This is a genomic window from Leminorella grimontii ATCC 33999 = DSM 5078 (genome assembly GCF_000439085.1).
GTDB lineage: Bacteria > Pseudomonadota > Gammaproteobacteria > Enterobacterales > Enterobacteriaceae > Leminorella > Leminorella grimontii.
This window is the reverse complement of the sequence record NZ_AUUA01000025.1, coordinates 1-25113: the sequence shown is the minus strand read 5'-3', so window position 1 is coordinate 25113 and position 25113 is coordinate 1. Positions and strand designations below refer to the sequence as shown.

Genomic DNA, 25113 nt, shown 5'->3' with positions numbered 1-25113 from the left:
GAAGCGGAAAAAGCCCAGCGGCTACGTAATGCTGACGTTGAAATCGAGCGCTTGAAAGACGCCGTAAATCTTGATATGGCGACAGACGAAGAATCAGCACTGTATACCGAGTGGCGTAAATATCGTGTTCTTCTCAACCGGGTAGATACATCGAAAGCACCTAACATTGAGTGGCCTACACCCCCAATTGCTGGCTGAATTTCAACCAACGACAAACGAGGGACTACTCCCTCGTTTTTTTTTGATTTCTATTCCCATTTTAGTATCAAATGTTTTTAAACACACGACTCGCGTTCGGTATCAAATAAAATCTAAATCGGTATCAAAAGATTTCGCGCGCTACACCCGTCACACAAAGAGCCACATTCTTTCTTGACTTAGAGTGCACTCTAACCCTTAGAGTCATTAACCCAGCGGCAAGAAGGCAATATCCTATGAAAATCGGCACATTAGCAAAAAAGGTCGGGCTGACGCCCCATACGCTGCGCTACTATGAACGTATCGGGCTGTTACCGCCGGTCTATCGCGACGCCGGAGGGCAGCGTGACTATGACGAAGTGACGCTTCAAAGACTGGAGTTTCTCGGCAAAATGAGAACGACCGGTATGCCCCTTCGCCAAATGCGGCGCTACGTATCGCTTGTTGTCTTGGGTGACGCGACCATCGCTGAGCGCAGAGCGTTACTGGAAGCGCATCGTGATGACGTCCACGCCCGCATGCTTGAACTGGAAAACTGTCTCGCCGTACTAGATAAAAAAATCGAGGGCTATTGCTCTCTCCCTATGTCTGACACAGCAGGAGATCCCAAATGAAATACGTACGATTTGGCTCAACCGGTCTTAAGGTGTCCCCCATCTGCCTGGGCTGTATGACCTACGGCAGCCCGCAGTGGCGAGAATGGGTATTAAATGAGGAGCAAACGCGCCCCTTTATAAAAAAGGCGCTGGACCTCGGCATTAACTTTTTTGACACGGCAGATATGTATTCCAAAGGCGCCAGCGAAGAGGTGCTGGGCAATACGCTGCTTAAGATGGTTCCCAGAGACGACGTCGTTCTCGCCACTAAGGTGTTTAACCCGATGAGCGATAATCCGAACGATCGCGGCCTGTCGCGTAAGCATATCCTTGCAAGCATAGACAATTCGCTAAAGCGGCTGGGCACTGACCATGTCGATCTCTACATCATCCACCGCTTCGACCCTGAAACGCCGATTGAAGAAACCATAGAGGCGCTCGACACCGTCGTTCGCTCAGGAAAAGCGCGCTACATCGGCGCATCTTCCATGCACGCATGGCAGTTTATGCGCATGCTGGATTTACAGGAGCGCTACGGGTTGGCCCGCTTTGTTTCCATGCAGAACCACTATAACCTCATCTACCGAGAGGAAGAGCGGGAAATGCTGCCCCTGTGTCGGGAAATGGGCATTGCGGTAACGCCGTGGTCGCCGCTGGCGCGAGGCGTGTTGACGGGTTCCAGAAAGAGCGCCACTCTACGGGCGACGACCGACGCACCCGCGCATTCGTGGTACAACCATCAGGAAGAAGAAGACGCCATCGTGGCGGCAGTAGAGCGCGTCGCAGCGGCCCGCGGTATCCCGATGGCACAGGTGGCGATGGCCTGGGTTCACGGCAAGCAGGGAATTACGTCGCCTATTGTCGGCGCTTCTAAGCCGCACCATCTGGACGACGCCATCGCCTCGCTGTCAGTTGCCCTGACAGCAGAGGAGGTAGCAGAGCTTGAGGCCTCTTACCGCCCCAGAGAGCTTGCCGGCCACGCGTAAGCGGAATATACCGACGTAATAATAACGACAAAGGCGGCCAAAAGGCCGCCTCTCTTTCAGATATCCCCGCCGTCAGGCGTCCTTTCCCGAAACAAACGTCAAGGCTTGACGCAGCACTTCAACGTCCGCCCCCGCCTTATGGGCATTTTCGCTTAAATAGCGCCGAAACTGCCGTGCGCCGGGCACGCCCTGAAACAGGCCCAGCATGTGTCGGGTAATATGGCCAAGGTAGGTCCCTTTAGAGAGCTCTTTCTCGATATAGGGGTACATCGCTTCAACGACCGCAATCGGTGAAAGCGGCTCGGCGTTTTCGCCAAACAGTTCTGCGTCAACCCGCGCCAAAATGCCCGGATTTTGATAGGCCTCACGCCCCATCATCACGCCATCGACGTGTTCCAGATGCGCCTTAGCTTCTTCTATACTTTTTACGCCGCCGTTAATCGCAATAGTCAGATGAGGAAGCTCCTGTTTGACGCGATAGACGCGTTCATAGTCAAGCGGCGGGATCTCCCGGTTCTCTTTTGGGCTAAGCCCCGACAGCCATGCCTTACGCGCGTGCAGCGTAAAGCTTTGGCAACCACCCCGTTCGGAAACAATCTCAACAAAGCGCTGCAAAAAGGCGTAGCTGTCGCTGTCGTCGATGCCAATTCGCGTTTTCACCGTCACGGGCACGCTAACGGCCTCTTTCATCGCCGCAACGCAGTCTGCCACCAGCTCGGGCTCCGCCATCAGGCAGGCGCCGAAGCGCCCGTTTTGAACGCGATCGGACGGGCAGCCCGCATTCAAATTAATCTCGCTATAACCAAGCGTTTGCGCACGCGCTGCGCACTCCGCCAGCGCGGTAGGATCGCTGCCTCCCAGCTGTAGCGCAACCGGCTGCTCTTCCTGGCTATAGCCTAAATAGTCCCCCTTACCAAACAGAATGGCGCCCGTAGTCACCATTTCGGTATACAGCAGCGTCTGGCGCGTCAGCAGGCGATGGAAGTAGCGGCAGTGCCGGTCAGTCCAATCCAACATAGGAGCAACGGAAAAGCGGTGCGGGGGAAAATTGGCCATCGTGATGCGATTCACTCTCTTAACTTAAATCTGCGTTAGCTCGAAACGCGTTTTCCACATTTGAAAGCGCGATAGAAGGTCGGCGATTATATCACAGGTAAAAAGGGAGAATGCCGAAGCGTAAAAGAAAGCGCGCCGGGTTTATTGATTTACATCCGGCAAGTCACAGTGCATTAAGCTCCCTCTCGGCGTTCTCGCTCAGGCGTGGTAATATCGGCTTTCTGTTTATTGGGAGAGAAGTGAGATGTCCTCAGTCAACGTCGCGTCAATGTTAGCCAAAGTGCAAAAGCTGTGCGAACAGCGGGCTGTGCGCCTGACGCCACAGCGTCAGTTGGTTTTACAGCTGATGGCTGAACAGCCGAACGCTATCAGCGCTTACGATCTGCTCGACCTGCTGCGGGAATCAGAGCCGCAGGCAAAGCCGCCGACGGTCTATCGTGCGCTCGACTTTCTACTCGAACAGGGCTTCATCCACAAGATCGAATCCACCAATAGCTACGTCGTTTGCCACCACGTCGGCGAACCGTTGCATACTTCCGCACTGTTTATTTGCGACAGCTGCGGCCTGGTCGCTGAGCACCATGCCGAAGGCATAGATCGATTGCTCAAAACGCTGGCGGACGAAAGCAGCTTCACCATTCAGCACAGCGTGCTTGAAACGCACGGTACCTGTGGGCAGTGTAACCAGCGCGGCGCATAGCCATTACGCTTGGTACAATAAAGCCAATATCCTTCTTCGATGCCAAAATCAGGGCGTAAAAAAACGCCATAAGGCGCTTTTTTACTTAGCATTCTCACCGGAGATAGCGGCAAGACGCGACGCTATTTGATCCGCTACATCCAGTCACCGTTGCGAATAACGCCAACGGCCAAGCCTTCAATGGTCAAGCTCTGTTCGCGCAGATCGACGACGATCGGGGCGAACTCTTCATTCTCCGGCAGAAGGTGGACGACGTTGCCCTGCTTCTTAAGGCGCTTAACCGTCACCTCATCGTCAATGCGCGCAACGATTACCTGCCCGTTGCGAACGTCCTGGGTCTTATGCACCGCCAGAAGATCGCCGTCGACAATCCCGATGTCCTTCATCGACATTCCGCTTACCCGCAGCAAAAAGTCCGCATGTGGACGAAACAGCGACGGATCGACGCGATAGTGGCTTTCAATATGTTCCTGAGCAAGCAAAGGCTCTCCCGCAGCCACGCGGCCAATAAGCGGCAGGCCCGCTTCTTCCACCTCTTCCATTAGAAGCCTGATGCCTCTGGATGCGCCGGTGACGATTTCAATAACGCCCTTGCGCGCCATGGCTTTCAGATGCTCTTCAGCCGCATTGGGCGACTTAAATCCGAGCGTTCTGGCAATTTCAGCTCTGGTCGGCGGCATGCCGGATTGGCCGATATGCTCGCGAATCATGTCATAAATCTGTTGCTGCCTGGCGGTTAGCGCTTTCATCTCTCGATTCCTTCAGCCTGTCTTTTTATACAGTAATGCTGTGAGTATATACAGGTATTGTACATATGGAAACCTCTAAACGGCATAATTACGAGATGTATCGAAAAATAGAATTAAAAAATGTCTGGCCGTTCTCAGGCACGAAATGAAGCAAGAGATAATTATTCAGTTCATTATTTGTACCGCTGAATAAAAATCCGTCGCATTCCAAAATACAAAACGCCGTATCCGCCTCGGCTAACGCCGCTTACGATGGTATCGACGGCTGAATCTGGAGAAGAAATGTAAGAAAGTGAGTCATCATTTCAAATTAGCCAGATAAAAACATCAACAAGAACTAAGAATACAATCTAAAAAACCAAAAAAAATAAAAAAACAAAAACAACTCATCAGATTCTCTCTATATGAGACTTATTTCTCAAAATAAAATAATTTCCCCTCTTAATTAATTGACAACGAATTATTAAGGTAGCAAAATTACGAAACACGACTACATGCTCCAACTGTATTAGTGTAATAATAAATACTGCTTTTCCAATTTAATGGGAGAAAGCCTTATCCCTTTCTCCCTCCTTTTTTATTATTAAAATTAAAGTTTTAGCAGGTCTTTACCGCGGCGTTATGCTTAATTTTCAAAGGCATATGTTTATTCCCATGGTTACCGTATTTATTTTTTATAAATGAACCAATACGACATGGTAATAAATAATTATAGGTTTAATTAATATGGGGAATGCCGTTATGGAATATATCCGTTATGGTGCATTTATTACAGGAAAAAAGAACTGCGACGGAATACGCGTTATTAATCCCAAAACGTTAGAGTGCCAATGTACCGTTTGCAGCAGGCGATTTTATCTCTCGACGCCATATCAGCAAATAAAAAAGCGAGAAAATGCAGCATGTCCGCACTGTGACTGGAAAACGCTTCACTCTCACGTCGTTATCAGCTTTAGCTACAAAGACGAAGAAGGCGCCTTTAGTTATGAAGTTTGGGGAGACGAACGAATCTACTATATATCAGACGAAACGCATCCCCTTCATAAATGGCTGGCAGAACAGATAAAACAGGAACGCCGCTTTACACGCCTTGCCTATATCGCCACTATCGCCACTCGACGTGAACGCGCGCTGGAATAATCAAAGACGTTAAATAGTTAAACTTCCGTCTATTAGGCGTCAGGCGCCTCCCCAAAAGTGCTGATAAAGAATGCTCCCCCAGGCGAAAAGCGCTAACAGCCCCGTAATTAATACGGCGGCGGACCCCATATCTTTCGCCCTACCGGAAAGCTCATGCCGCTCAGTGCCGATGCGATCGACAACGGCCTCTATTGCACTATTTATCAGTTCAAAAATCACCATCAGCGCAACCGAACCAATCAGTAAAATACGTTCAATTGTGGATACGTCCAGCCATAGCGCGACCGCTACGGCGGCAACCAGCAGCACGCTCTCCTGACGAAAGGCCGCTTCGTGTTTCCACGCAGCGCACAGCCCCTTCCATGAATATCCTGCCGCTTTTACTATGCGCGTTAATCCCGTTGCCTGATTCATTTATCCACCATCTCCTTAAAAAATTATCATCAATTTTAGCAATTATCCGTTATCACATCATCACAGATTGCTTACAGTTCTGGTATTCTTGCGTTTCATCACTCAGTAAGAGGCACTTATTATATATGTCCGGTTGGCGAAATCTTTACTATAAACTCTTGAATATTCCAATAAAAATGTTGGTTCGTAGCAAATGCATCCCTTCCGATCCCGTCGCCGATTTGGGGCTGGATACCACGCGCCCGATACTGTACGTTCTGCCCTATAACTCAAAAGCAGACCTGCTGACGCTGCGCGGGCAGTGCCTGGCGCAGGAACTGCCCGATCCGCTGGAACCATTCGAAATGGACGGCCAGCTGCTTCCTCGTTACGTGTTCATTCACGATGGCCCGAGGGTATTTAGCTACTACGCGCCAAAAGAGGAGTCGGTGAAGTTGTTCCATGACTATCTCGACCTGCACCGCAGTCACCCTCAGCTGGATATTCAAATGGTGCCGGTCTCCGTTATGTTCGGACGCTCACCCGGGCGCGAAGGCCACGATTCTCACGACGCGCCGCGCCTGCGGCTGTTTAACGGCATCCAGAAGTTTTTCGTCATCCTGTGGCTGGGGCGAGACAGCTTCGTTCGCTTCTCCCGCATCGTATCGCTGCGCCACATGGCGGATGAACACGGCACGGACAAGACTATCGCCCAGAAGCTGGCCCGCGTAGCGCGAATGCACTTCGCCCGCCTTCGCCTTGCAGCCACTGGTCCGAAGCTTCCCGTTCGTCAGGACTTATTCAACAAGCTCTTGACCTCTAAAGCGATTGAAAAAGCGGTAGAGGAAGAAGCGGCATCCAAAAAAATTCCTCTTTCCAAAGCAAAACAAAATGCCGTCGAGATGATGGAGGAGATAGCCGCCAACTTTACTTACGAAACGCTGCGCGTAACCGATCGCGTACTGAGCTGGACCTGGAACCGCCTCTATCAGGGGATCAAGGTCCACAACGCCGAGCGCGTCCGCAGGCTGGCGCAGGACGGCCACGGCATCGTTTATGCCCCGAGCCACCGCAGCCACATGGACTACCTGCTGTTGTCCTACGTGCTCTATCATCAGGGGCTGGTACCGCCGCACATCGCTGCCGGCATCAACCTTAACTTTTGGCCAGCCGGGCCGATATTCCGTCGCCTTGGCGCGTTCTTCATTCGTCGAACCTTTAAAGGCAACAAGCTCTACTCCACCGTCTTTCGCGAATATTTGGGCGAGCTGTTCAGCCGCGGCTATTCCGTTGAATATTTTGTGGAGGGCGGACGTTCCCGCACGGGTCGCCTGCTTGAGCCCAAAACCGGCACGCTGTCGATGACTATCCAGGCCATGCTGCGGGGCGGCAATCGCCCGATTACCGTTGTTCCCGTCTATATCGGCTATGAGCACGTAATGGAAGTGGGCACTTACGCCAAAGAACTGCGCGGCGCAACGAAGGAAAAGGAAAACCTCTGGCAAGTGGTTCGTACGATGCGCAAGCTGCGCAATCTGGGCATGGGATACGTCAACTTTGGGGAGCCGATCCCCCTGATGACCTACCTCAATCAGCACGTGCCCGATTGGCGAGACGCCATTGACCCCATCGAAACGCCGCGCCCAAGCTGGTTGACGCCTGCGGTCAATCAGATAGCCGATCGCCTGATGACCAACATCAACAAGGCCGCCGCCGCCAACGCCATGAACCTGTGCTGCACCGCGCTACTCGCTTCTCGCCAGCGCGCGCTGACCCGCGAACAGCTACTCGAGCAGCTTGACTGTTACGTTCAGCTTCTGCGCAACGTGCCTTACGCGCAGGACGCCACCGTCCCCAGCGATACTCCAGAGCAAATGCTGGAGCACGCGCTGAAGATGAGCAAGTTTGACGTTGAGAAAGACAACGCCGGTGAAATCATCATTCTGCCGCGGGAGCAGGCGGTGTTGATGACCTACTATCGTAACAACATTCACCACATGCTGGTGCTGCCGTCGCTAATTGCCAGCATCGTGATGCATCACGATAGCGTTTCTCGTGAAGAGATAGTTCAGAAGGTGTCTCTGATTTATCCGCTGCTGAAGGCCGAACTCTTCATGCACTACGATGAAAAAGAGCTGCCGCAGGTTATCGAGACGCTGATTAACGAACTGCTGCGACAGGCGCTTATCAAACGGCGCGACGACGGCCAACTGGCGCTAAACCCCGCCAAGATCCGCCAACTGCAGCTGCTGGCCGCCGGCGTGCGGGAGACGCTGCAGCGCTATACCATCACGCTGTCGCTGCTGCGCAATAACCCCAGCATCAGCCGCGGCGTTCTGGAAAAAGAGAGCCGCCAGCTCGCCCAGCGTCTGTCGGTGCTTCACGGCATCAATGCGCCGGAGTTTTTCGACAAGGCCGTGTTCTCCACCCTGGTGGCAACGCTTCGAAGCGCAGGCTATATCAGCGACAGCGGCGACGCCATCCCGGAAAACATGCAGTCTATGTACGACATCCTGACTCACCTGATGACGCCGGAAGTGACCCTGACCATCGAGAGCGTGAGCCAGTCTCTCGGCGAGTCTTCATCCGAAGCGCAGTAAGCGCTATCTGGAAATAAAAGCAAACGGGCCGCAGTTCACACTGTGGCCCGTTTTTTAATCAGTAAGTGGGAATTAGCGCATCAGGATATCCATCAGAACGCCCAGAAATACCACCAGCCCGACGTAGTTATTGTTCATAAACGCCTGAAAACACCTGTCCCTTTCGCGATCCGCTATCAGCTGTTGCTGGTAGACGAACATCGCTCCCGCCAGCAGCAGCGACCAGTAAAAAGGCCCGCCCAGATGGTTAAGATAGCCTACGGCGTAAAGCGACAGCAGCGTTCCAAACTGCAGCAGGCCGATAATCAGTTTGTCATAGCGGCCAAACAGGATAGCCGTCGACTTGATGCCGATTTTCAAATCGTCGTTACGATCCACCATGGCGTACTGCGTATCGTACGCTACCGTCCAGAAAATATTTGCCAGCAACAGCAGCCAACAGCTCATCGGCAGCGCGTTGCTAACGGCGGCGTAGGCCATGGGAATAGACCAGCCGAACGCAACGCCCAAAATAACCTGAGGGAAATGGGTGAAGCGCTTCATGAAAGGATACATCCAGGCCAACAGCAGCGCCGCAAAAGAAAGCCCGATGGTCAGGTGGTTGAGCATCAGCACCAGCAAAAAGGAAACGGTCACCAGCGCTAAAAACAGGACCTTACTCTCTTTTTCCGTCACCGCACCGCTCGGCATTGGCCGCGCTCTTGTACGCTCAACGTGTCCGTCAAAATGGCGGTCGGCAAAATCGTTGATCACGCAGCCCGCTGCCCGCATCAAGAAAACGCCGGCAACGAAGATCAGCAAAATAGACACGCTTGGCGTTTCTCTCCCCGCCAGCCACAGCGCCCACAGCGTCGGCCAAAGCAGCAGAAGAGCGCCAATAGGCTTATTAATACGCATCAAACGGCAGTATGCCAGCCATTTGGTTTGAGTCACCTTCTCCCCCAGTCAGTATAGCGGCGCCGCCGGTAAAAAAATCTCAGTCAGCAGCAGCGGTCCCCCCGACAGACGAAAGCGTGAACGTCTGCCCCAGAGACCGTCATCCAACGACACGTGAATATAGTCCCGCACAAGCTCTTTATGGCTAAACAGATAGCGCCCTAACGGCGTTTCGCCAAGAGAGGCTACGTCCGCCAGCGGCCCGCTAAGCGTTCGAGCGGGCACTACCGTGCGCGCCCATATCCACGGAATATTATCACCAAACAGGAAGATTTCACGAATCCAATAGCGATCGTCCTTCGGCAGCTCAGCCTCTTCGCGCCCAAGGCGCGGAGCGGTAACGTAGCCCTCGAACTGGGGCTGCACCGTGACCCGTTGGCAAAAACGCTCGCATCGGCGGGTCATTGAACCCGGCTCTAAAAGCCAGTCGGACTGCCGCTGGCTTAATGAATCACACTGCGGAGACGTCCAGTTTCTCTCTTTCCAGTGCGGTACGGAGAGTGTCTGTTTCATTGTGCTTGCGCCTTCATTTAGCCCCGACCTTTAACGATAAGAACAAGGGGCCTTTGACGATAAAAACGCGCCTATTGTAGCGTAAAATATGCCTCATAAAATACGGTGGGCCGTATTCTACAAACCATTATTTAACATTGTGTCAATATTCGGCGTTTTTCACTCGCGCTTTAGCTTGTCGGTATTCGCAAGATACAAAGCGATGACCAGCACTAAGATGGCGCAGGCATAGATGAACGTATCCATCGGATCCTTATGATCGACGATGATAAGCCTGACGATCGCGGTAATGCCGATGTAAATAAAATAGCGGAGCGGAAAGTGATATCCCGACTGAAAGTATTTGACGATCAGCGCAATAAACTCAAAGTACAGGAAGTAAATGACGATGCCTTCAATCAGCAAGTAGCTGGATGACTTCGCAGAGTTAATGAACAGCACCTGAATCAGCGCGTAGGTTTCTTTAGCCAGAAACACGATGAGAATAACGCCCAGCAGCAGCAGGCCGATATTCAGTACGGTTTGCAGCACCCTCGCGACCCAGGCGCCGCGCTTAACGTTATCCGGCATATCCTATACTCCCAGAAAAATACGTCATTAAACGGGAGGACAGGGCCTCCCGTTAAATACGCGCGAACTAACGCCAGCGCTTATAGGTATTAATCAAACCGTTAGTGGAAGCGTCATGGCTGCTGACCTTTTCATCTCCCACCAGCTCCGGCAAAATGCGGCCGGCCAGCTGTTTGCCCAGCTCTACGCCCCACTGATCGAAACTGAAGATATTTAAAATGACGCCCTGTGCGAAAATCTTGTGCTCATAAAGCGCGATCAATGCCCCCAAACTGTAGGGAGAAATCTCCTTAAGAAGAATCGAGTTGGTCGGGCGATTGCCTTCGAACACCTTAAAGGGAACGATTGGCTCGGCCTCAGTGGCGCTTTTTCCGGCTTTAGCGAACTCGGCGCGCACCTCATCGGCTGACTTGCCGAACGCCAGAGCCTCCGTTTGGGCAAAGAAGTTCGACAGCAGCTTGGCGTGGTGATCGCCAAGAGGGTTGTGGCTCTTGGCCGGCGCGATAAAGTCGCAGGGAATCAGCTTGGTTCCCTGATGAATCAATTGATAAAACGCGTGTTGGCCGTTAGTACCCGGCTCGCCCCAGATAATCGGCCCGGTTTGGTAGCCGACCGCTTTACCGTTACGGTCGACATATTTACCGTTGGACTCCATGTTTCCCTGCTGGAAATAGGCGGCAAAGCGGTGCATATACTGATCGTAAGGCAGGATGGCTTCCGTCTGTGCGTCGTGGAAATTGCCGTACCACAGTCCAATAAGCGCAAGCGTAACCGGCAGGTTCTGCGCAAGAGGCGCGCGGGCGAAGTGGTTATCCATCGCATGAGCGCCGCACAGCAGCTTTTCAAAATTCTCAAAGCCAATGGAAAGCGCAATCGACAGGCCGATAGCGGACCACAAAGAATAGCGCCCGCCGACCCAGTCCCAGAACTCAAACATGTTGTCGGTATCAATACCAAATTCAGACACGGCCTTCGCGTTGGTCGACAGCGCCGCAAAGTGCTTGGCGACGTCTTCCGGCTTGCCTGAACTTAAAAACCAGTCTCGCGCGGTATGGGCGTTGGTCATGGTTTCCTGCGTCGTAAACGTTTTTGACGCCACTAAGAACAGCGTAGTTTCCGGGCTTAGGTCTCGCAGAACTTCAACAATATGGGTAGCGTCAACGTTAGAGACGAAGTGTACGTTAAGATGGTTTTTATACGGACGGAGCGCCTCGGTGACCATGTAAGGCCCCAGATCGGAGCCGCCGATGCCGATATTTACCACGTCGGTTATCGCCTTCCCGGTATATCCTTTCCATTCGCCGTCGATAACGCGGCGGCAAAACGAACGCATCTTCTCCAAAACGGCGTTGACTTCCGGCATGACGTCCTTACCGTCAACCAGAACGGGCGTATTGGCGCGATTGCGCAAAGCCACGTGCAGTACGGCGCGGTCTTCCGTACGGTTAATTTTTTCACCGTTAAACATGGCCTTGATGGCGCCGTTTAAATCACACTCTTTCGCCAAATCTCTCAAAAGAGAAAGCGTTTCATCCGTAATGCGGTTTTTAGAAAAATCCACCAGCATTTGGTCTTCAAACTCCGCAGAAAAGCGAGAAAAGCGCTCGCCGTCCTGAGCAAAAAGAGCGCCGATGGTGATGCCCTTCATTGCGTCAAAATGGGCCTCAAGCGCTCGCCACGCTGCAGTTTCCGTTGGATTAATGCTCTTCATCGTGGATCCCCCTGAATTCATAAAACAAAAAGTTATGCGTCGCCGATTGTATCCCGTTTACGCTTCGGGATTATGACTTTCATCGATAGTCGTTTTCTATCGTTCGCATTAACGCTGGCTGGATTCAGCCGTTTTACCAATCTTTGAATTATAGACACGAAATAGGAGAAAAAACCGTTACTATGCCTCACTATCCCTCGTTATTTTGCCAAAACGCATCGGTGCTGAACTTTACCTCCAGAAAGTCCAGCAGAGTGCGCAGCGCGACCGGCATATATTGGCGAGAGGTATAGACGGCATGAATACCGAGCTGTGGCAGCGGCCAGTCCGCCAGCACGACCTCAAGCTCACCGGAAACGATTTCACCTCGAACCAGATAGGTCGGCAGCATGGCGATACCCACGCCCGCCAGCGCCGCCTGTTTGAGAACCGTAACGTCGTTGGCCCGGATCGGCCCTTTCACCGGCACCTTTATCCATTCATCGCGCTCCGTTGACTGAAAGCGCCAGCTGTGGGTTTCAAACTGCGCATGCATTAAACAAGCGTGGTTCAGCAATCCCTGTGGGCTATCCGGTCGTCCTCTTGCGTCTAAATAAGCAGGAGAGGCGCAAATAACGGAGCGGCAAACGCCCAAAGGTTTAGCGATAGTTCCCGGATCGAGCGTATTGGTAATCCGGATAGCTAAATCGATACGCTCCTCCACTAGGTTTACGCTGCGCTCCAGCAGTTGGATATCGATACTGACCTGAGGGTAGCGCAGCGCGTACTCGGCAATGACGTTTGCTAAATAGGACTGGCTAAAAGACTGGCTGCAGGTAATTCGCAGCTCGCCTTTCGGCTCCGAAGCGCGATCGTGCCGCTTGGCAAGCATTCTTTCCTGAACATCCAGCATTTGGCGACAGTCTGCCAGCGCCTGCTCGCCTTCGCTCGTCAGGCTAAGGCTTCGAGTCGAGCGATGCAAAAGCCGAACGCCCAGAATATGCTCTAAAAATGCCAGATAGCGGGAAGCTTTCGCCCGCGACAGCCCCAAACGTTCTGCTGCGGACGTGAGGCTTCCTCGCTCGGCCGCCTCGACGAACACTTTCATCGCAGTTAGTTGATCCATGGATTCGCTCATTTTTTGCAACAGAGAATCATCAAATACTCTATTTTTAAAACAATGGAAAGAGCATAGGCTAACTCAGGTAACGACAAACGGGCGATTAGTCACAAAATACACAACGAGAGAAAACATCATGAATATCGCAATCATTGGCGCTGGCGGCAAAGCCGGTCGCCTCATCGCACAAGAAGCGCTAACCCGAGGACACAAGGTGACGGCCGTCGTCAGACATGCCGAAAAGGTTGCCGATTTGCCGGTCGAGGTTTTGGAAAAAAGCGTTTTTGATATTACCGCCGAAGACCTTAAGCCTTTTGACGCAGTCATCGACGCATTCAATGCGCCGGCCGGGCATGAAGAGCAGCATCAAACGTCGTTAGCCCACCTGGCGGACCTGCTGGCAGGCCGTCCTCAAACGCGTCTCCTTATCGTTGGCGGCGCGGGAAGCCTGTACGTCGACGATGCGCTTTCTGTGCGCGTAATGGATACCCCTGATTTCCCAGAAGCCTACAGGCCTACGGCCAGCAATATGGGAGAAGCCTTTCTCAAGCTGAAAGGCCGCCAAGACGTTAACTGGACCTACTTCAGCCCCGCTGCGATGTTTATTGCCGACGGCAAGCGTACCGGCAGTTATACCGTAGGCGGCGACCGCCTGCTGGTTAATGGTCAGGGAGAAAGCGTCATCAGCTACGCAGATTACGCTATTGCGATGGTGGATGAACTGGAACAGGGGAAACGCCAACGTCAACGATTTACCGCCGTATCTAACGGATAAAACGCATCTCTTCCTATTTCATATCAAAGATTAAAATCACCGTTTGTGAAACCGACTGACGGTGATTTGTTTTTCTCACTACCTACGCTTTAGCACCCTAGTTTAATTAATAATTGTAAAAATCACGTAAAAGCCAGATTCTCATATCGAAAACGTACGGCTGCTTAACGCTTTCAGCTGGAGGTCAAGCCGAAATCAGCCAAAACCGATTCAACTTCTCCTAAAAAAACAAAGATAAACAACGCAGCATCATTGACACCGACGCCATAACCCGCTATTTCTTAAAGCCTACTTGCGTATTCTGTACGTAAGCCAGAAGAGGCGCGTCATTCAGGCAGAGTGTCAGAGGATTCGGCATCCAAAGAAGACACTTCAGGGGATATGACGCCGAGGCGATTTTCCTGCCGAAGGGGAAATCGTCGACCACAAGGGCTGAATCCCTTGGGTTGTCACCAATGTAATCCGCAAACATATTGCGGAAAGTAGAACCCGCACAGTGAGCGCCCATGCGCTATCACAGGGAAGGTTCTAGGCAAGGTGGGGCGCTTCTGGGTGTATCGTAGTGCTTCCGTCCTACGCCTGCTCCCTGTTTACCGCGCTTCCTTTGTGCCAAGGCTGATGAATATTAAGGGCTCATTTCGGCCCCACCTGACACGAGGAATTTTTACATGTCTCAAATCGTTATCGCCAAGTTTGGTGGAACCAGCGTCGCAAACGCCGACGCGATGAACAACTCCGCCAATATCGTTCTGTCGAACTCAGAAGTCCGCGTCGTCGTACTGTCGGCATCTGCGGGCGTCACCAACCTGCTGGTTGACCTTGCCAACGGCTGTAATCCCGACCTTCGTTCTGAAAAGATAGCCCAGATTCGCGCCATTCAGTCTCAGATTCTGGACGCCCTGCCGAACTCCGCCGTCGTACGTGAAGAAATCAACCGGATGCTGGAAAACATCACTACGCTGTCCGAAGCGGCAAGCCTTGCTACCTCCGACGCTTTGACGGACGAACTGGTGAGCCACGGTGAACTCATGTCGACTCTACTGTTTGTCGAGCTTTTAAGAAGCCGCGGCGTCAGCGCCGAATGGTTCGACGTTCGCCGGGTCATGAAAACCGACGATCGCTTCGGCAAAGCTGAGCCGGAAGTCGGAGCGCTGTCTTCACTGTGCGCAGAACACCTGGCGCCAAGGCTTAATGCCGGCGCGCTGGTGATCACCCAAGGCTTCATCGGCAGCGAAGGCAAGGGAAGAACTACCACCTTAGGTCGCGGCGGCAGTGACTATACGGCAGCGCTTTTAGGCGAAGCCCTCAACGCCAAGCGGGTAGACATCTGGACCGACGTGCCAGGCATTTACACCACCGATCCGCGTATCGTGCCCAATGCGCAACGTATTGATGAAATCGGCTTTGAAGAAGCGGCGGAAATGGCCACCTTCGGCGCCAAAATCCTCCATCCGGCCACGCTTATTCCGGCCGTTCGCCACGGGATCCCGGTTTTTGTCGGCTCGAGCAAAGACGTCGCCGCCGGCGGTACGCTGGTGTGCGACAAAACCACCAATCCCCCGCTGTTTCGCGCTCTGGCGCTGCGGCGCAAGCAAACGTTGCTGACGCTTCACAGCCTGAATATGCTGCATGCACGCGGCTTCTTGGCGAGAATTTTCAGCATTCTGGCAAACCACCACATCTCCGTCGACCTGATAACGACTTCAGAAGTCAGCATTGCGCTAACGCTGGACACGGCCGGCTCGTCCACCTGCGGCGCAAGTTTACTGACCAGCGCGCTGTTAACCGAGCTGTCGGCCCTTTGCCGGGTCGAAGTGGAAGAAAATCTGGCTCTGGTGGCGCTTATCGGCAACCAGCTTGCTCAGGCGCGCGGCGTGGGTAAAGAGGTATTTGGCGTACTGGAACCGTTCAACATCCGCATGATCTCTTACGGCGCCAGCAGCCACAACCTTTGCCTGCTGGTTCCTGGGGACGATGCCGAGCACGTGGTGAAGACGCTGCACCGTAATCTGTTTGAATAATTAAGCTCTTTTGCAATAATGCCAAATGGGCAACGCCACACGTTGCCCATTATTTTTACCAACGCGTTCAAAGAAACGAATAGCGCAATTAAAACCAGAAACAGGGCCGAACTGCGCCCAATAAAGCACAACACACGTCTCCACCAAGGAAATACATACAATATGTTAGCCAAAATTACACGCCTGTTCCCGCTATGGGCTATCCTACTGTCCATTGCGGCCTATTCCACGCCGTCGGCCTTTACCGGGATTGCGTCCTACGTCAGCTATCTGCTGATGCTTATCATGTTCGCTATGGGCGTTACTCTAAACGTCGGCGATTTTAAACGCGTCGTCACTCGCCCGATGCCCGTCGTTGCCTGTACGCTGCTTCACTATCTAATTATGCCGCTGGCAGCCTGGATGCTTGCCAAGATTTTTAGCATGCCGGCAGACCTCGCGGCGGGCATGATTCTAGTGGGCAGCGTCGCCAGCGGCACGGCGTCTAACGTGATGATTTACCTGGCTCGCGGAGACGTCGCGCTTTCCGTCACCATATCTTCCGTTTCAACGCTGGTCGGCGTTTTCGCCACGCCGCTGTTGACCTATCTGTACGTTGACGCCTCTATTAACGTCGACGTAATGGGCATGCTGATGTCCATTTTGCAAATTGTCGTTATTCCGATTGGCGCGGGCCTGATTATCCACCACACGCTGCCTAAGGTTGTAAAGCGCATCGAGCCTTTCCTTCCTGCGCTGTCGATGATGTGTATTTTGGCGATCATTAGCGCCGTGGTGGCCAAGAGCCAGAGCCATATTGCGTCCGTCGGATTCGTGGTCGCCATCGCCGTAGTGCTCCACAACGGCATCGGCCTGCTGGGCGGATACTGGGGCGGCAAGCTGTGCGGTTTCGATGAATCCACCTGCCGCACGCTGGCTATTGAAGTCGGTATGCAAAACTCTGGCCTGGCAGCCACGCTGGGAGCGCAATACTTCTCCGCCGTCGCCGCGCTGCCTGGGGCCCTGTTCTCCGTCTGGCACAATCTGTCCGGTTCGCTGTTAGCCGGTTACTGGCAGGGAAAACCAACTGAAAGTGTAACAAATAGCCAAAGCTGAAGCGTTTCACTTACCCGAAGTGAGTAGGCGTCATTGCTCACTTCGGAGCCAACAACCACCCCCAATTATATTTACATTTAGTCACAACCCTCTAAACGAAAAAATCCCACTAAGTGACTATCCTTAATAAAGATGGACAAAGGTGAATGCCTTTGTCCTTTTCTCGTTTCCTTTCACTGTAAGGACGTCCTGTGGCCTCAACTAAACTTTCTCCGGTCAATTGGCTTCCGCTCATTATAATTACCGTTTGTGCCGCTATCTTTTGGCACATATCGCCCCCTGAAGGGCTGAGCGTACACGCCTGGCATTCGGCCATCGTATTTATTGCTACCATTGCCTGTATCGTCGCCAAGGTGCTGCCCATCGGCGCCGTCGGCCTTATCGGCATTACCGTTTTTGCCTTAACCTATGCAGCCGGTTCTAAAACCGCCTCAGACGCAATTCTTGTTGCCCTAAGTGACCTCAACAGCTCGCTTATCTGGCTTATCGTCGTTGCGTTTATGATAGCCCGAGGGTTTATTAAAACCGGCCTTGGGCGTCGCATCGCGCTGCAAATGATCCGCCTGTTGGGAAAAAGAACGCTGGGGCTGGCCTATGGATTGGCGGTCGCCGATCTCATTCTCTCGCCGGCGATGCCAAGCAACACCGCCCGCTGCGGTGGCGTTATTTATCCTATTGCCGACTCATTGGCGCGCAGCTTCAATTCCAATCCGGAAGATGAATCGCGCAACAAAATCGGTACCTTCCTGATTACCTGTATTGGTAACGTCAACGACGTCACTGCCGCCATGTTCATGACGGCCTATACCGGCAACCTGCTGGCCATAAAGCTGGCGGCCAACGCCGGTGTCACGTTGACCTGGGGAAGCTGGTTCGTCGCTGCCATCGTTCCGTGTCTGGCATCGCTTATTATTGTCCCGCTGCTGGTGTACTGGCTGACCAAACCGGAAATCAAGCATACGCCAGACGCCCCGAAGCTTGCGAAAACCGAGCTGGCCAAAATGGGCAAGATGACGCGCAGTGAATGGATCATGGGCATAACCGTCGTTCTATTGCTGGTTTTGTGGATTTTCGGCGGCCCCCTTGGCGTTGACGCAACCACCGCCTCCTTCGTCGGCCTCTCTTTCCTGCTGCTTACCGGCGTATTGACGTGGGAAGACGTAAAAAGCGAGAAAGGCGCGTGGGATACGCTTATCTGGTTCGCCGCTCTGCTGATGATGGCCGACCAGTTAAAAGCCTTGGGCTTTACTACCTGGTTCGGCGGTGAGATCGGCAAATACGTCGGTATGGTGATGGGCGACAGCAGCTGGATCCTGGTGCTGCTGATGCTGAATGCGGCCTATTTTTATACCCACTATTTCTTTGCCAGCGGTAACGCACAAATTGCGGCACTGTACGCCGTGTTCCTGGGCGTAGGCATCAATCTGCACATCCCCGCTGCGCCGATGGCTCTGATGTTGGCCTTCACCAGCAGCCTTTACTGCTCTTTGACACAGTACTCTCACGCCCGCGGGCCGATTCTGTTCGGCGCAGGCTACGTGCCTACCGGTACCTGGTGGAAAGTGGGCTTCGTCGTCAGCCTCATAAACCAGGCAATTTTCCTGGTTCTGGGTCTGGCCTGGTGGAAAATCATCGGTCTCTACTAACCATAAGAGCGATAGCCTTCGGGCTATCGCTTTTTCGTTCGATTCCCCACTCGACGCTTTTCTATTTCCTGATAAATCAGCGCGCCCATAGCCATCGCGGCAACGAATATATACCCTTTTGGCGAACCAACGCCGAGTAAAACTACGCCCGGTCCCGGGCAAATTCCGGCAATCCCCCAGCCAATGCCAAACAGCGCGCTACCGCCAATAAGACGGCTATCAATTCCCCGCGCCGTCGGCCACTGAATTGCGCCGCCGAGTAATGCTGACTCACGCAGTTTCCCCCAGCTAAAGGCCAAAAGGCCGACGGCAACGGCCGCTGCCATGACTATCGCTAAAGAGGGGTCCCATATGCGAGTAACGTCGAGGAAAGAGAGCACTTTCGTCGGGTTTATCATACCGGACAGCAAAATCCCCAGGCCAAAAATCAGGCCGCTGATAAAAGCAAAGAAGCTCTTCATCTTTTATCCTCCGGACAAAGGATTGAGAACAAATACGGTCATGGCGCCGGTAAAGATAAAAGTCAGCGTAGCCGCCAGAGAGCGTAAAGAGAGGCGAGACAGGCCGCAAACGCCGTGGCCGCTGGTGCACCCGGAACCATATCGCGTACCGAGCCCCACCAGCAGGCCGGCAACAATCAGTTCGGGCACGCTCGCGGCAATCTCTATTTTCGGCAGCGTAAACAGCAGGCCATATAAAGACGGAGCGGCAAGCATTCCCAAAATAAACATCACCCGCCAAGGCGCTTCCCTTCTTTCTCCGCGCAGTATGCCCGCCAGGATCCCGCTGATCCCGGCAATGCGCCCGTTAAAAAGCAACAAAAGCGCGGCGGCGATGCCTATTAGCGCACCACCTGCTAGCGATGAGGCTGGCGTAAATGACTCCCATGCTATGTTCACATTTCCTCCTTCGGCTGAGGACAGTAAAGAGCGTAGAGGGTATCCAAAAGCGTCAACACCCTTGCGTCAGAGACCGAATAGTATATGCGCTTGCCTTCGCGGCGCGTTTCAACCGCGCCCCCGTTACGCAATACGGTGAGCTGTTGCGATAACGTCGGCTGACGAATGTCCAGGCCTTCTTCCAGTTCGCTAACGGAAAGCGCTCCCTGGCTTAGACGGCAAAGAATCATCAGTCGGTCTTCATTCGACAAAGTGCGCATAAGGGAGGCAACCTGAGAGGCGGCCTCCCTTATGGCGTCAAGGTAGGAAAGTGAGGTATTTTCCGGCATACGTTTCTCTCAGTGATAACATTATATAAATTTATATAATATATAGTCTGATAACGTATGCTTTGCCAGTCAGCGAGAAAGTTTAATCCGCATCGTATCCCAAATTGGGCGCTAACCAACGTTCGGTATCCGATATGCTCATGCCCTTACGCGCGGCATAGTCCTCAACCTGATCGCGTTGGATCTGCGCTACCGCGAAATATTTACTCTCCGGGTGGCTAAAATACCAACCGGATACCGATGCGCCAGGCCACATGGCGTAAGACTCCGTCAGCTTCATGCCGATACGCTCTTCCACCGACAGCAGCTGCCAGATAGCGGCTTTCTCGGTATGCTCCGGGCAGGCGGCATAGCCGGGCGCCGGCCGAATACCGCAATAGTTTTCGCGGATCAGCTCTTCGTTGCTCAGCGACTCATCCGGCGCGTATCCCCATATCTCTTTGCGCACCCGCTCGTGTAGATATTCAGCAAACGCCTCTGCCAGCCTGTCCGCCAGCGCCTTCACCATGATCTTGTTATAGTCGTCATGCGCCGTTTCATAGGCCTGCGCCAGAGCGTCTTCCTCAAGGCCGCCGGTAACGGCAAACGCGCCGACATAGTCCGCTACGCCACTCTCTTTTGGCGCAATAAAGTCAGACAGGCAGTAGTTGGGAAAATCCGTTTTTTCCGTTTGTTGCCGCAGATGGTGGCTAACGACCGATACGTCGCGTCGATCTCCATCTGCATAAATTTCAACGTCGTCGCCTACGCGGTTCGCGGGGAAGAGCCCCAAAATGCCGCGCGGCGTTATTGCTTTTTCCGCTGCCAGCTTGTCTAACATCTGATTGGCGTCGGCAAACAGACGCTTGGCTTCTTCACCGACCACCTCATCTTCAAGAATACGGGGATACTTGCCCGCCAGCGACCAGGTCATAAAGAATGGCGTCCAGTCGATGTAGCGCCTCAGCGTATCGATAGATGCCTCAACCGTTTGTACTCCCAGCGCCTTTGGAACGGGCGGCAGATAGTTAGCCCAGTCGCACTGCCAGCCGTTATTTCTGGCCTTCTCCAGCGTAACGGGGGGCGTCCTCGGCTTTTTACGCCCATGCTGAAGCCTGACGGTTTCATACTCTTTACGCGTTCTTGCCACAAAGTCATCACGCTGAGCGTCAGAAAGCAACGCAGAACAAACGCCAACGCTTCGCGATGCGTTTTGCACGTAGACCGTCGGCCCGCTGTAGTTTTGCTCAATCTTGACGGCGGTGTGAGCCTTAGAGGTCGTCGCGCCGCCAATCAGCAGCGGCAGCGTGAATCCCTGCCGCTCCATCTCTTTAGCTACGTTAACCATTTCATCCAGCGACGGCGTTATCAGCCCGGACAGACCGATAATATCAACGTTCTCTTCGCGGGCGGTTTTCAGGATCTTCTCCGTCGGCACCATAACGCCAAGATCGATAATCTCGTAGTTATTGCACTGCAAAACGACGCCGACGATGTTCTTACCAATATCGTGCACGTCGCCCTTCACGGTCGCCAGCAGGATTTTACCCGCCGTTGCGCCCTTCTGCTTGCTGGCCTCAATGTAGGGTTCAAGATAGGCGACGGCCTGCTTCATCACGCGAGCGGATTTCACAACCTGCGGCAGGAACATTTTTCCTTCGCCAAACAGATCGCCGACGGTGTTCATTCCTGCCATCAGCGGCCCTTCAATCACCTCTAAAGGAAGCGTAGCCTGTTGACGGGCCTCTTCGGTGTCGGTCTCAATAAACTCCGTAATGCCTTTCACCAAGGCATATTCGAGCCGCTTGTTTACCGGCCACTGGCGCCACTCTGCCTGCTGCCGGTTTGACTCTTCATCACCCGCGCTCCCGCGGTATTTTTCCGCCAGCGCCAGCAGGCGCTCCGTTCCGTCTGGGCGACGGTTTAACACCACGTCCTCTACCGCGTCTTTTAACTCGGTGGGTAAGTCGTCATAGATGGCCAGCTGGCCTGCATTGACGATGCCCATATCCATACCGTTTTTTATGGCGTAATACAGAAAGACGGCGTGAATAGCCTCGCGCACCGGATCGTTGCCGCGAAATGAGAACGAAACGTTAGAAACACCGCCGGAAATCAGCGCATGGGGAAGCTTGGCCTTAATGTCGGCACAGACTTCGATAAAGTCGAGGGCATAGTTATTGTGTTCCTCGATGCCGGTCGCAATGGCGAAAATGTTCGGGTCAAAAATAATGTCTTCAGGAGGAAAACCGACAACCTCCGTTAAAATGCGATAGGCTCGGCGACAGATTTCGATTTTACGCGCTCGGGTATCGGCCTGCCCCTGCTCGTCAAAGGCCATCACGACCATCGCCGCACCGTAGCGGCGTACCAGCTTAGCCTGATGGATAAATTTCTCTTCGCCCTCTTTCATCGAGATAGAGTTGACGATCCCTTTACCCTGAATGCACTTAAGCCCTTTCTCAATAACTTCCCACTTGGAAGAGTCAATCATAATAGGCACGCGTGCGATGTCTGGCTCGCCGGCAATCAGGTTCAGGAAACGTACCATCGCCGCTTCGGCGTCCAGCATCCCTTCATCCATATTGATATCGATAATCTGGGCGCCGTTTTCAACCTGTTGAAGCGCAACTTCCAGCGCCTCTGAATACTTATCTTCTTTTATCAGCCTTTTAAATTTCGCCGATCCCGTCACGTTAGTTCGCTCACCTACGTTCACAAACAGCGAGGAATCGCTGATATTGAGCGGCTCAAGTCCTGACAGGCGACAGGATACGGGAATGACTGGTATCGTACGGGGAGAAATATCGGCCACTGCCCTCGCAATCGCCGCGATGTGGGCGGGGGTGGTGCCGCAGCAGCCGCCGACGATATTCACCAGGCCGGAGCCGGCCCACTCTGCGATCTGCGCAGCCATAGCGTCAGGCTCCAGATCGTAACCGCCAAAGGCGTTCGGCAAACCGGCGTTGGGGTGAACGGAAACAAAGCATTCGGCAATGCGGGACAGTTCAGCCACGTATTGACGGAGTTCCTCCGGCCCAAGAGCGCAGTTCAGGCCAAAAGAGAGCGGCTTTACGTGGCGCAGGGAGTTATAAAACGCTTCTGTCGTCTGCCCCGACAGCGTGCGGCCGGATGCATCGGTAATTGTCCCGGATATCATGACGGGCAAACGTACGCCGAGAGTCTCAAAAACGCTTTCTACGGCGAAAATGGCGGCTTTGGCGTTCAACGTATCGAATATGGTTTCGATCATGATGAGATCAACGCCGCCCTGAATCAGCGCCGTCGTCGACTCGGTATAGGCCTCAACCAGCCCATCAAACGTCACATTACGAAACGCAGGGTCGTTAACGTTAGGCGAAATGGAGGCCGTTCGGTTAGTTGGTCCTAAAATACCGGCGACGTATCGAGGTTTGTCGGGCGTTTTAGCCGTCCAGGCATCGGCACAGGCGCGCGCCAGACGAGCGCCTTCATAGTTGATTTCAGCCGACAGGGATTCCATCTGATAGTCGGCCATAGCGATAGCCGTAGCGTTAAAGGTGTTTGTTTCAAGAATATCCGCGCCCGCTTCAAGGTAAGCGTTATGAATGGCGGAAATAACCTCTGGCTTGGTCAAAACCAACAGGTCGTTATTTCCTTTCAGATCGCACGGCCAATCGGCAAATCGCTCTCCCCGATAGTCCTCTTCTTCAAGACGATAGCTTTGGATCATGGTGCCCATGCCGCCGTCTAAAATAAGAATACGCTTTGACAGTTGTTGCGTTAACGCCTCAGTATGATTTGCCAAAATGACCTCTAACGATGAATTAATTGTTTCAAACCTAATAATAATCCGCTTATCGCCAATGAAAAACTAATCCATTGTCGGATTCATCTGGCTTAAGTCATACGGCGTTCTCTGATACACAAAGTAGTTCAACCAGTTGTTGAACAGCAGATACCCGTGGCTACGCCACGTAGCTTTAGGCGCCGACCCAATGTCATCATTAGGGAAGTAATTGACGGGCATCGCGGGGTTTATCCCGGCATTCAGATCGCGAAAATACTCCGCGGATAGCGTGTGGGCGTCATACTCAGGATGCCCTGTAACAAAAGCAAAGCGGCGATCCCGGCTGGCGAACAGATAAGCGCCGGTTTGTTCAGACTCCGCGTAAATATCCAGATCCGTATGTTGACGAATCGCTTCCGTAGGGAACCCCGCATAGCGAGAGTGAGGGGCAAGAAAGCGGTCGTCAAACCCGCGGGTAAGCAACGCCAACGGCTGAGTCACTGTATGCCAGTAGACCCCGGACAGCTTTTCAGACATGGTAATTTTAGGAATGTCGTAGAGGATATTTAACGCCGCCTGTACCGCCCAACACACGAACAGCGTCGAAGTCACGTGATCCTTGGCCCAAAGCGTAATCCGCTCAATCTCGTCCCAATAAGAGACGTCCTTAAACTCAACCAATCCCAACGGCGCGCCGGTCACGATCAGGCCGTCAAAGTTCTGATCGCGAATGTCTTCGAAGTTACAGTAAAAGCTATCTAAATGCTCGGCAGGCGTATTTTTAGACTCATGGTTATCAATTCTTAGCAGTTGAATATCCAACTGCAGTGAAGAGTTAGAGAGCAGGCGCAGGAACTGATTTTCGGTCTCAATCTTTTTCGGCATCAGGTTGAGGATCAAAATCTTTAGCGGACGAATGTCCTGATGGCTTGCGCGTGAAGACTCCATCACGAAGACGTTCTCATCACGCAATACGTTAACGGCGGGAAGTTCATCAGGAATACGAATTGGCATTACTAGATCCTCAAATATCCATTTATACGTTTATACATTTAGACTTCTATACCGCTAAAGATAGCGTCTTTTAAACCGGCTGTCGAGAGTCAAAACGCTTCCATCGTTCTATTTTCTCCGATGTTAAAAAGCAAAAAGGCCGCTGTATCAGCGGCCTCTCTCTATTCTCATCCTAATTTTCAGTGATAACAAACGCAAAAAGGCCACTCTTTCGAGTGGCCTCTTCTAATTAAAAGCCTGGCAGTTCCCTACTCTCGCATGGGGAAGCCCCACACTACCATCGGCGCTACGGCGTTTCACTTCTGAGTTCGGCATGGGGTCAGGTGGGACCACCGCGCT

Annotated in this window: 23 protein-coding genes, 1 rRNA gene and 1 riboswitch; of the genes, 10 read left to right on the top strand and 14 right to left on the bottom strand. The window is 53.0% G+C overall.

What is annotated here, in order from left to right; all coding sequences use genetic code 11:
* From G544_RS21845 to G544_RS0117425, 3 genes are all read left to right on the top strand, one after another.
* Positions 1-198, top strand: a 198-nt coding sequence (locus G544_RS21845) for a tail fiber assembly protein (protein ID WP_027275783.1), incomplete at its 5' end; no start/stop codon positions are given.
* A gap of 236 nt (positions 199-434) precedes the next feature.
* The gene (locus tag G544_RS20910) at positions 435-812 is read left to right on the top strand and encodes a MerR family transcriptional regulator (RefSeq protein WP_051155818.1); all 378 of its coding nucleotides are present in this window, start codon (positions 435-437) and stop codon (positions 810-812) included.
* Entirely contained in the window at positions 809-1780 is a 972-nt protein-coding gene (locus G544_RS0117425) for an aldo/keto reductase (protein ID WP_027275782.1), read from the top strand. Before G544_RS20910 ends, G544_RS0117425 begins: the two co-directional genes overlap by 4 nt.
* Before the next feature lie 72 nt (positions 1781-1852).
* Here G544_RS0117425 and dusA read toward each other — a convergent pair whose 3' ends face one another.
* Positions 1853-2836 carry a tRNA dihydrouridine(20/20a) synthase DusA gene (gene dusA / locus G544_RS0117420; RefSeq protein ID WP_036024456.1) on the bottom strand — a complete coding sequence of 328 codons (984 nt, stop codon included), beginning with the start codon at positions 2834-2836 and terminating at the stop codon, positions 1853-1855.
* A gap of 244 nt (positions 2837-3080) precedes the next feature.
* Here dusA and zur point away from each other — a divergent pair, with 244 nt between their 5' ends.
* Positions 3081-3536, top strand: coding sequence for a zinc uptake transcriptional repressor Zur (gene zur, locus G544_RS20905; protein ID WP_051155817.1), 456 nt, complete (start codon positions 3081-3083; stop codon positions 3534-3536).
* A 134-nt stretch (positions 3537-3670) separates the two neighbouring features.
* Here zur and lexA read toward each other — a convergent pair whose 3' ends face one another.
* On the bottom strand, positions 3671-4285 hold the full coding sequence (gene lexA / locus G544_RS0117410; RefSeq protein ID WP_027275780.1) for a transcriptional repressor LexA: 615 nt from the start codon (positions 4283-4285) through the stop codon (positions 3671-3673).
* 741 nt (positions 4286-5026) lie between these two features.
* On the opposite strand from lexA, the gene G544_RS0117405 reads away from it, so the two are divergent.
* Positions 5027-5425: a hypothetical protein gene (locus G544_RS0117405; RefSeq protein ID WP_027275779.1), complete on the top strand. Its 399-nt coding sequence runs from the start codon at positions 5027-5029 to the stop codon at positions 5423-5425.
* A 39-nt stretch (positions 5426-5464) separates the two neighbouring features.
* Here the strand turns inward: G544_RS0117405 and G544_RS0117400 are convergent, their stop codons facing one another.
* A complete protein-coding gene (locus G544_RS0117400; RefSeq protein ID WP_027275778.1) occupies positions 5465-5839 on the bottom strand; it encodes a diacylglycerol kinase in 375 nt (124 codons plus the stop codon).
* A gap of 125 nt (positions 5840-5964) precedes the next feature.
* Here G544_RS0117400 and plsB point away from each other — a divergent pair, with 125 nt between their 5' ends.
* Positions 5965-8418: a glycerol-3-phosphate 1-O-acyltransferase PlsB gene (gene plsB / locus G544_RS0117395; protein WP_027275777.1), complete on the top strand. Its 2454-nt coding sequence runs from the start codon at positions 5965-5967 to the stop codon at positions 8416-8418.
* Positions 8419-8490: 72 nt separating this feature from the next.
* Here plsB and ubiA read toward each other — a convergent pair whose 3' ends face one another.
* The 5 genes from ubiA to G544_RS0117370 all read right to left on the bottom strand — a co-directional run bounded on the left by ubiA (position 8491) and on the right by G544_RS0117370 (position 13253).
* Positions 8491-9351: a 4-hydroxybenzoate octaprenyltransferase gene (gene ubiA, locus G544_RS0117390; RefSeq protein WP_027275776.1), complete on the bottom strand. Its 861-nt coding sequence runs from the start codon at positions 9349-9351 to the stop codon at positions 8491-8493.
* 12 nt (positions 9352-9363) lie between these two features.
* Positions 9364-9867, bottom strand: coding sequence for a chorismate lyase (gene ubiC, locus G544_RS0117385; RefSeq protein WP_027275775.1), 504 nt, complete (start codon positions 9865-9867; stop codon positions 9364-9366).
* 159 nt (positions 9868-10026) lie between these two features.
* Entirely contained in the window at positions 10027-10437 is a 411-nt protein-coding gene (psiE, locus tag G544_RS0117380) for a phosphate-starvation-inducible protein PsiE (protein ID WP_027275774.1), read from the bottom strand.
* 67 nt (positions 10438-10504) lie between these two features.
* Positions 10505-12148 carry a glucose-6-phosphate isomerase gene (gene pgi, locus G544_RS0117375; RefSeq protein ID WP_027275773.1) on the bottom strand — a complete coding sequence of 548 codons (1644 nt, stop codon included), beginning with the start codon at positions 12146-12148 and terminating at the stop codon, positions 10505-10507.
* 190 nt (positions 12149-12338) lie between these two features.
* A complete protein-coding gene (locus G544_RS0117370; protein WP_027275772.1) occupies positions 12339-13253 on the bottom strand; it encodes a LysR family transcriptional regulator in 915 nt (304 codons plus the stop codon).
* 130 nt (positions 13254-13383) lie between these two features.
* Here G544_RS0117370 and G544_RS0117365 point away from each other — a divergent pair, with 130 nt between their 5' ends.
* From G544_RS0117365 to G544_RS0117345, 4 genes are all read left to right on the top strand, one after another.
* Entirely contained in the window at positions 13384-14022 is a 639-nt protein-coding gene (locus tag G544_RS0117365) for an NAD(P)-dependent oxidoreductase (protein WP_027275771.1), read from the top strand.
* Between the two features lie 308 nt (positions 14023-14330).
* Positions 14331-14578, top strand: a riboswitch (Lysine riboswitch).
* A gap of 112 nt (positions 14579-14690) precedes the next feature.
* Entirely contained in the window at positions 14691-16043 is a 1353-nt protein-coding gene (lysC, locus tag G544_RS0117355; protein WP_027275769.1) for a lysine-sensitive aspartokinase 3, read from the top strand.
* Between the two features lie 162 nt (positions 16044-16205).
* Positions 16206-17138, top strand: a complete 933-nt coding sequence (gene panS / locus G544_RS0117350) for a ketopantoate/pantoate/pantothenate transporter PanS (RefSeq protein WP_027275768.1) — start codon at positions 16206-16208, stop codon at positions 17136-17138.
* A 191-nt stretch (positions 17139-17329) separates the two neighbouring features.
* Positions 17330-18784 carry a DASS family sodium-coupled anion symporter gene (locus tag G544_RS0117345; protein WP_027275767.1) on the top strand — a complete coding sequence of 485 codons (1455 nt, stop codon included), beginning with the start codon at positions 17330-17332 and terminating at the stop codon, positions 18782-18784.
* Positions 18785-18807: 23 nt separating this feature from the next.
* On the opposite strand, the gene G544_RS0117340 is transcribed toward G544_RS0117345, so the two are convergent.
* The 6 genes from G544_RS0117340 to rrf form a co-directional block, all read right to left on the bottom strand.
* The gene (locus tag G544_RS0117340; RefSeq protein WP_027275766.1) at positions 18808-19245 is read right to left on the bottom strand and encodes a DUF6691 family protein; all 438 of its coding nucleotides are present in this window, start codon (positions 19243-19245) and stop codon (positions 18808-18810) included.
* Between the two features lie 3 nt (positions 19246-19248).
* Positions 19249-19683, bottom strand: a complete 435-nt coding sequence (locus tag G544_RS0117335; RefSeq protein ID WP_027275765.1) for a YeeE/YedE family protein — start codon at positions 19681-19683, stop codon at positions 19249-19251.
* A complete protein-coding gene (locus G544_RS0117330; protein ID WP_373876290.1) occupies positions 19680-19943 on the bottom strand; it encodes an ArsR/SmtB family transcription factor in 264 nt (87 codons plus the stop codon). Before G544_RS0117330 ends, G544_RS0117335 begins: the two co-directional genes overlap by 4 nt.
* 151 nt (positions 19944-20094) lie before the next feature.
* A complete protein-coding gene (gene metH, locus G544_RS0117325) occupies positions 20095-23778 on the bottom strand; it encodes a methionine synthase (protein ID WP_027275763.1) in 3684 nt (1227 codons plus the stop codon).
* Between the two features lie 66 nt (positions 23779-23844).
* The gene (gene metA, locus G544_RS0117320; RefSeq protein ID WP_027275762.1) at positions 23845-24774 is read right to left on the bottom strand and encodes a homoserine O-acetyltransferase MetA; all 930 of its coding nucleotides are present in this window, start codon (positions 24772-24774) and stop codon (positions 23845-23847) included.
* Positions 24775-25009: 235 nt separating this feature from the next.
* Positions 25010-25113 (bottom strand): 5S ribosomal RNA (gene rrf / locus G544_RS0117315); the annotation flags it as partial.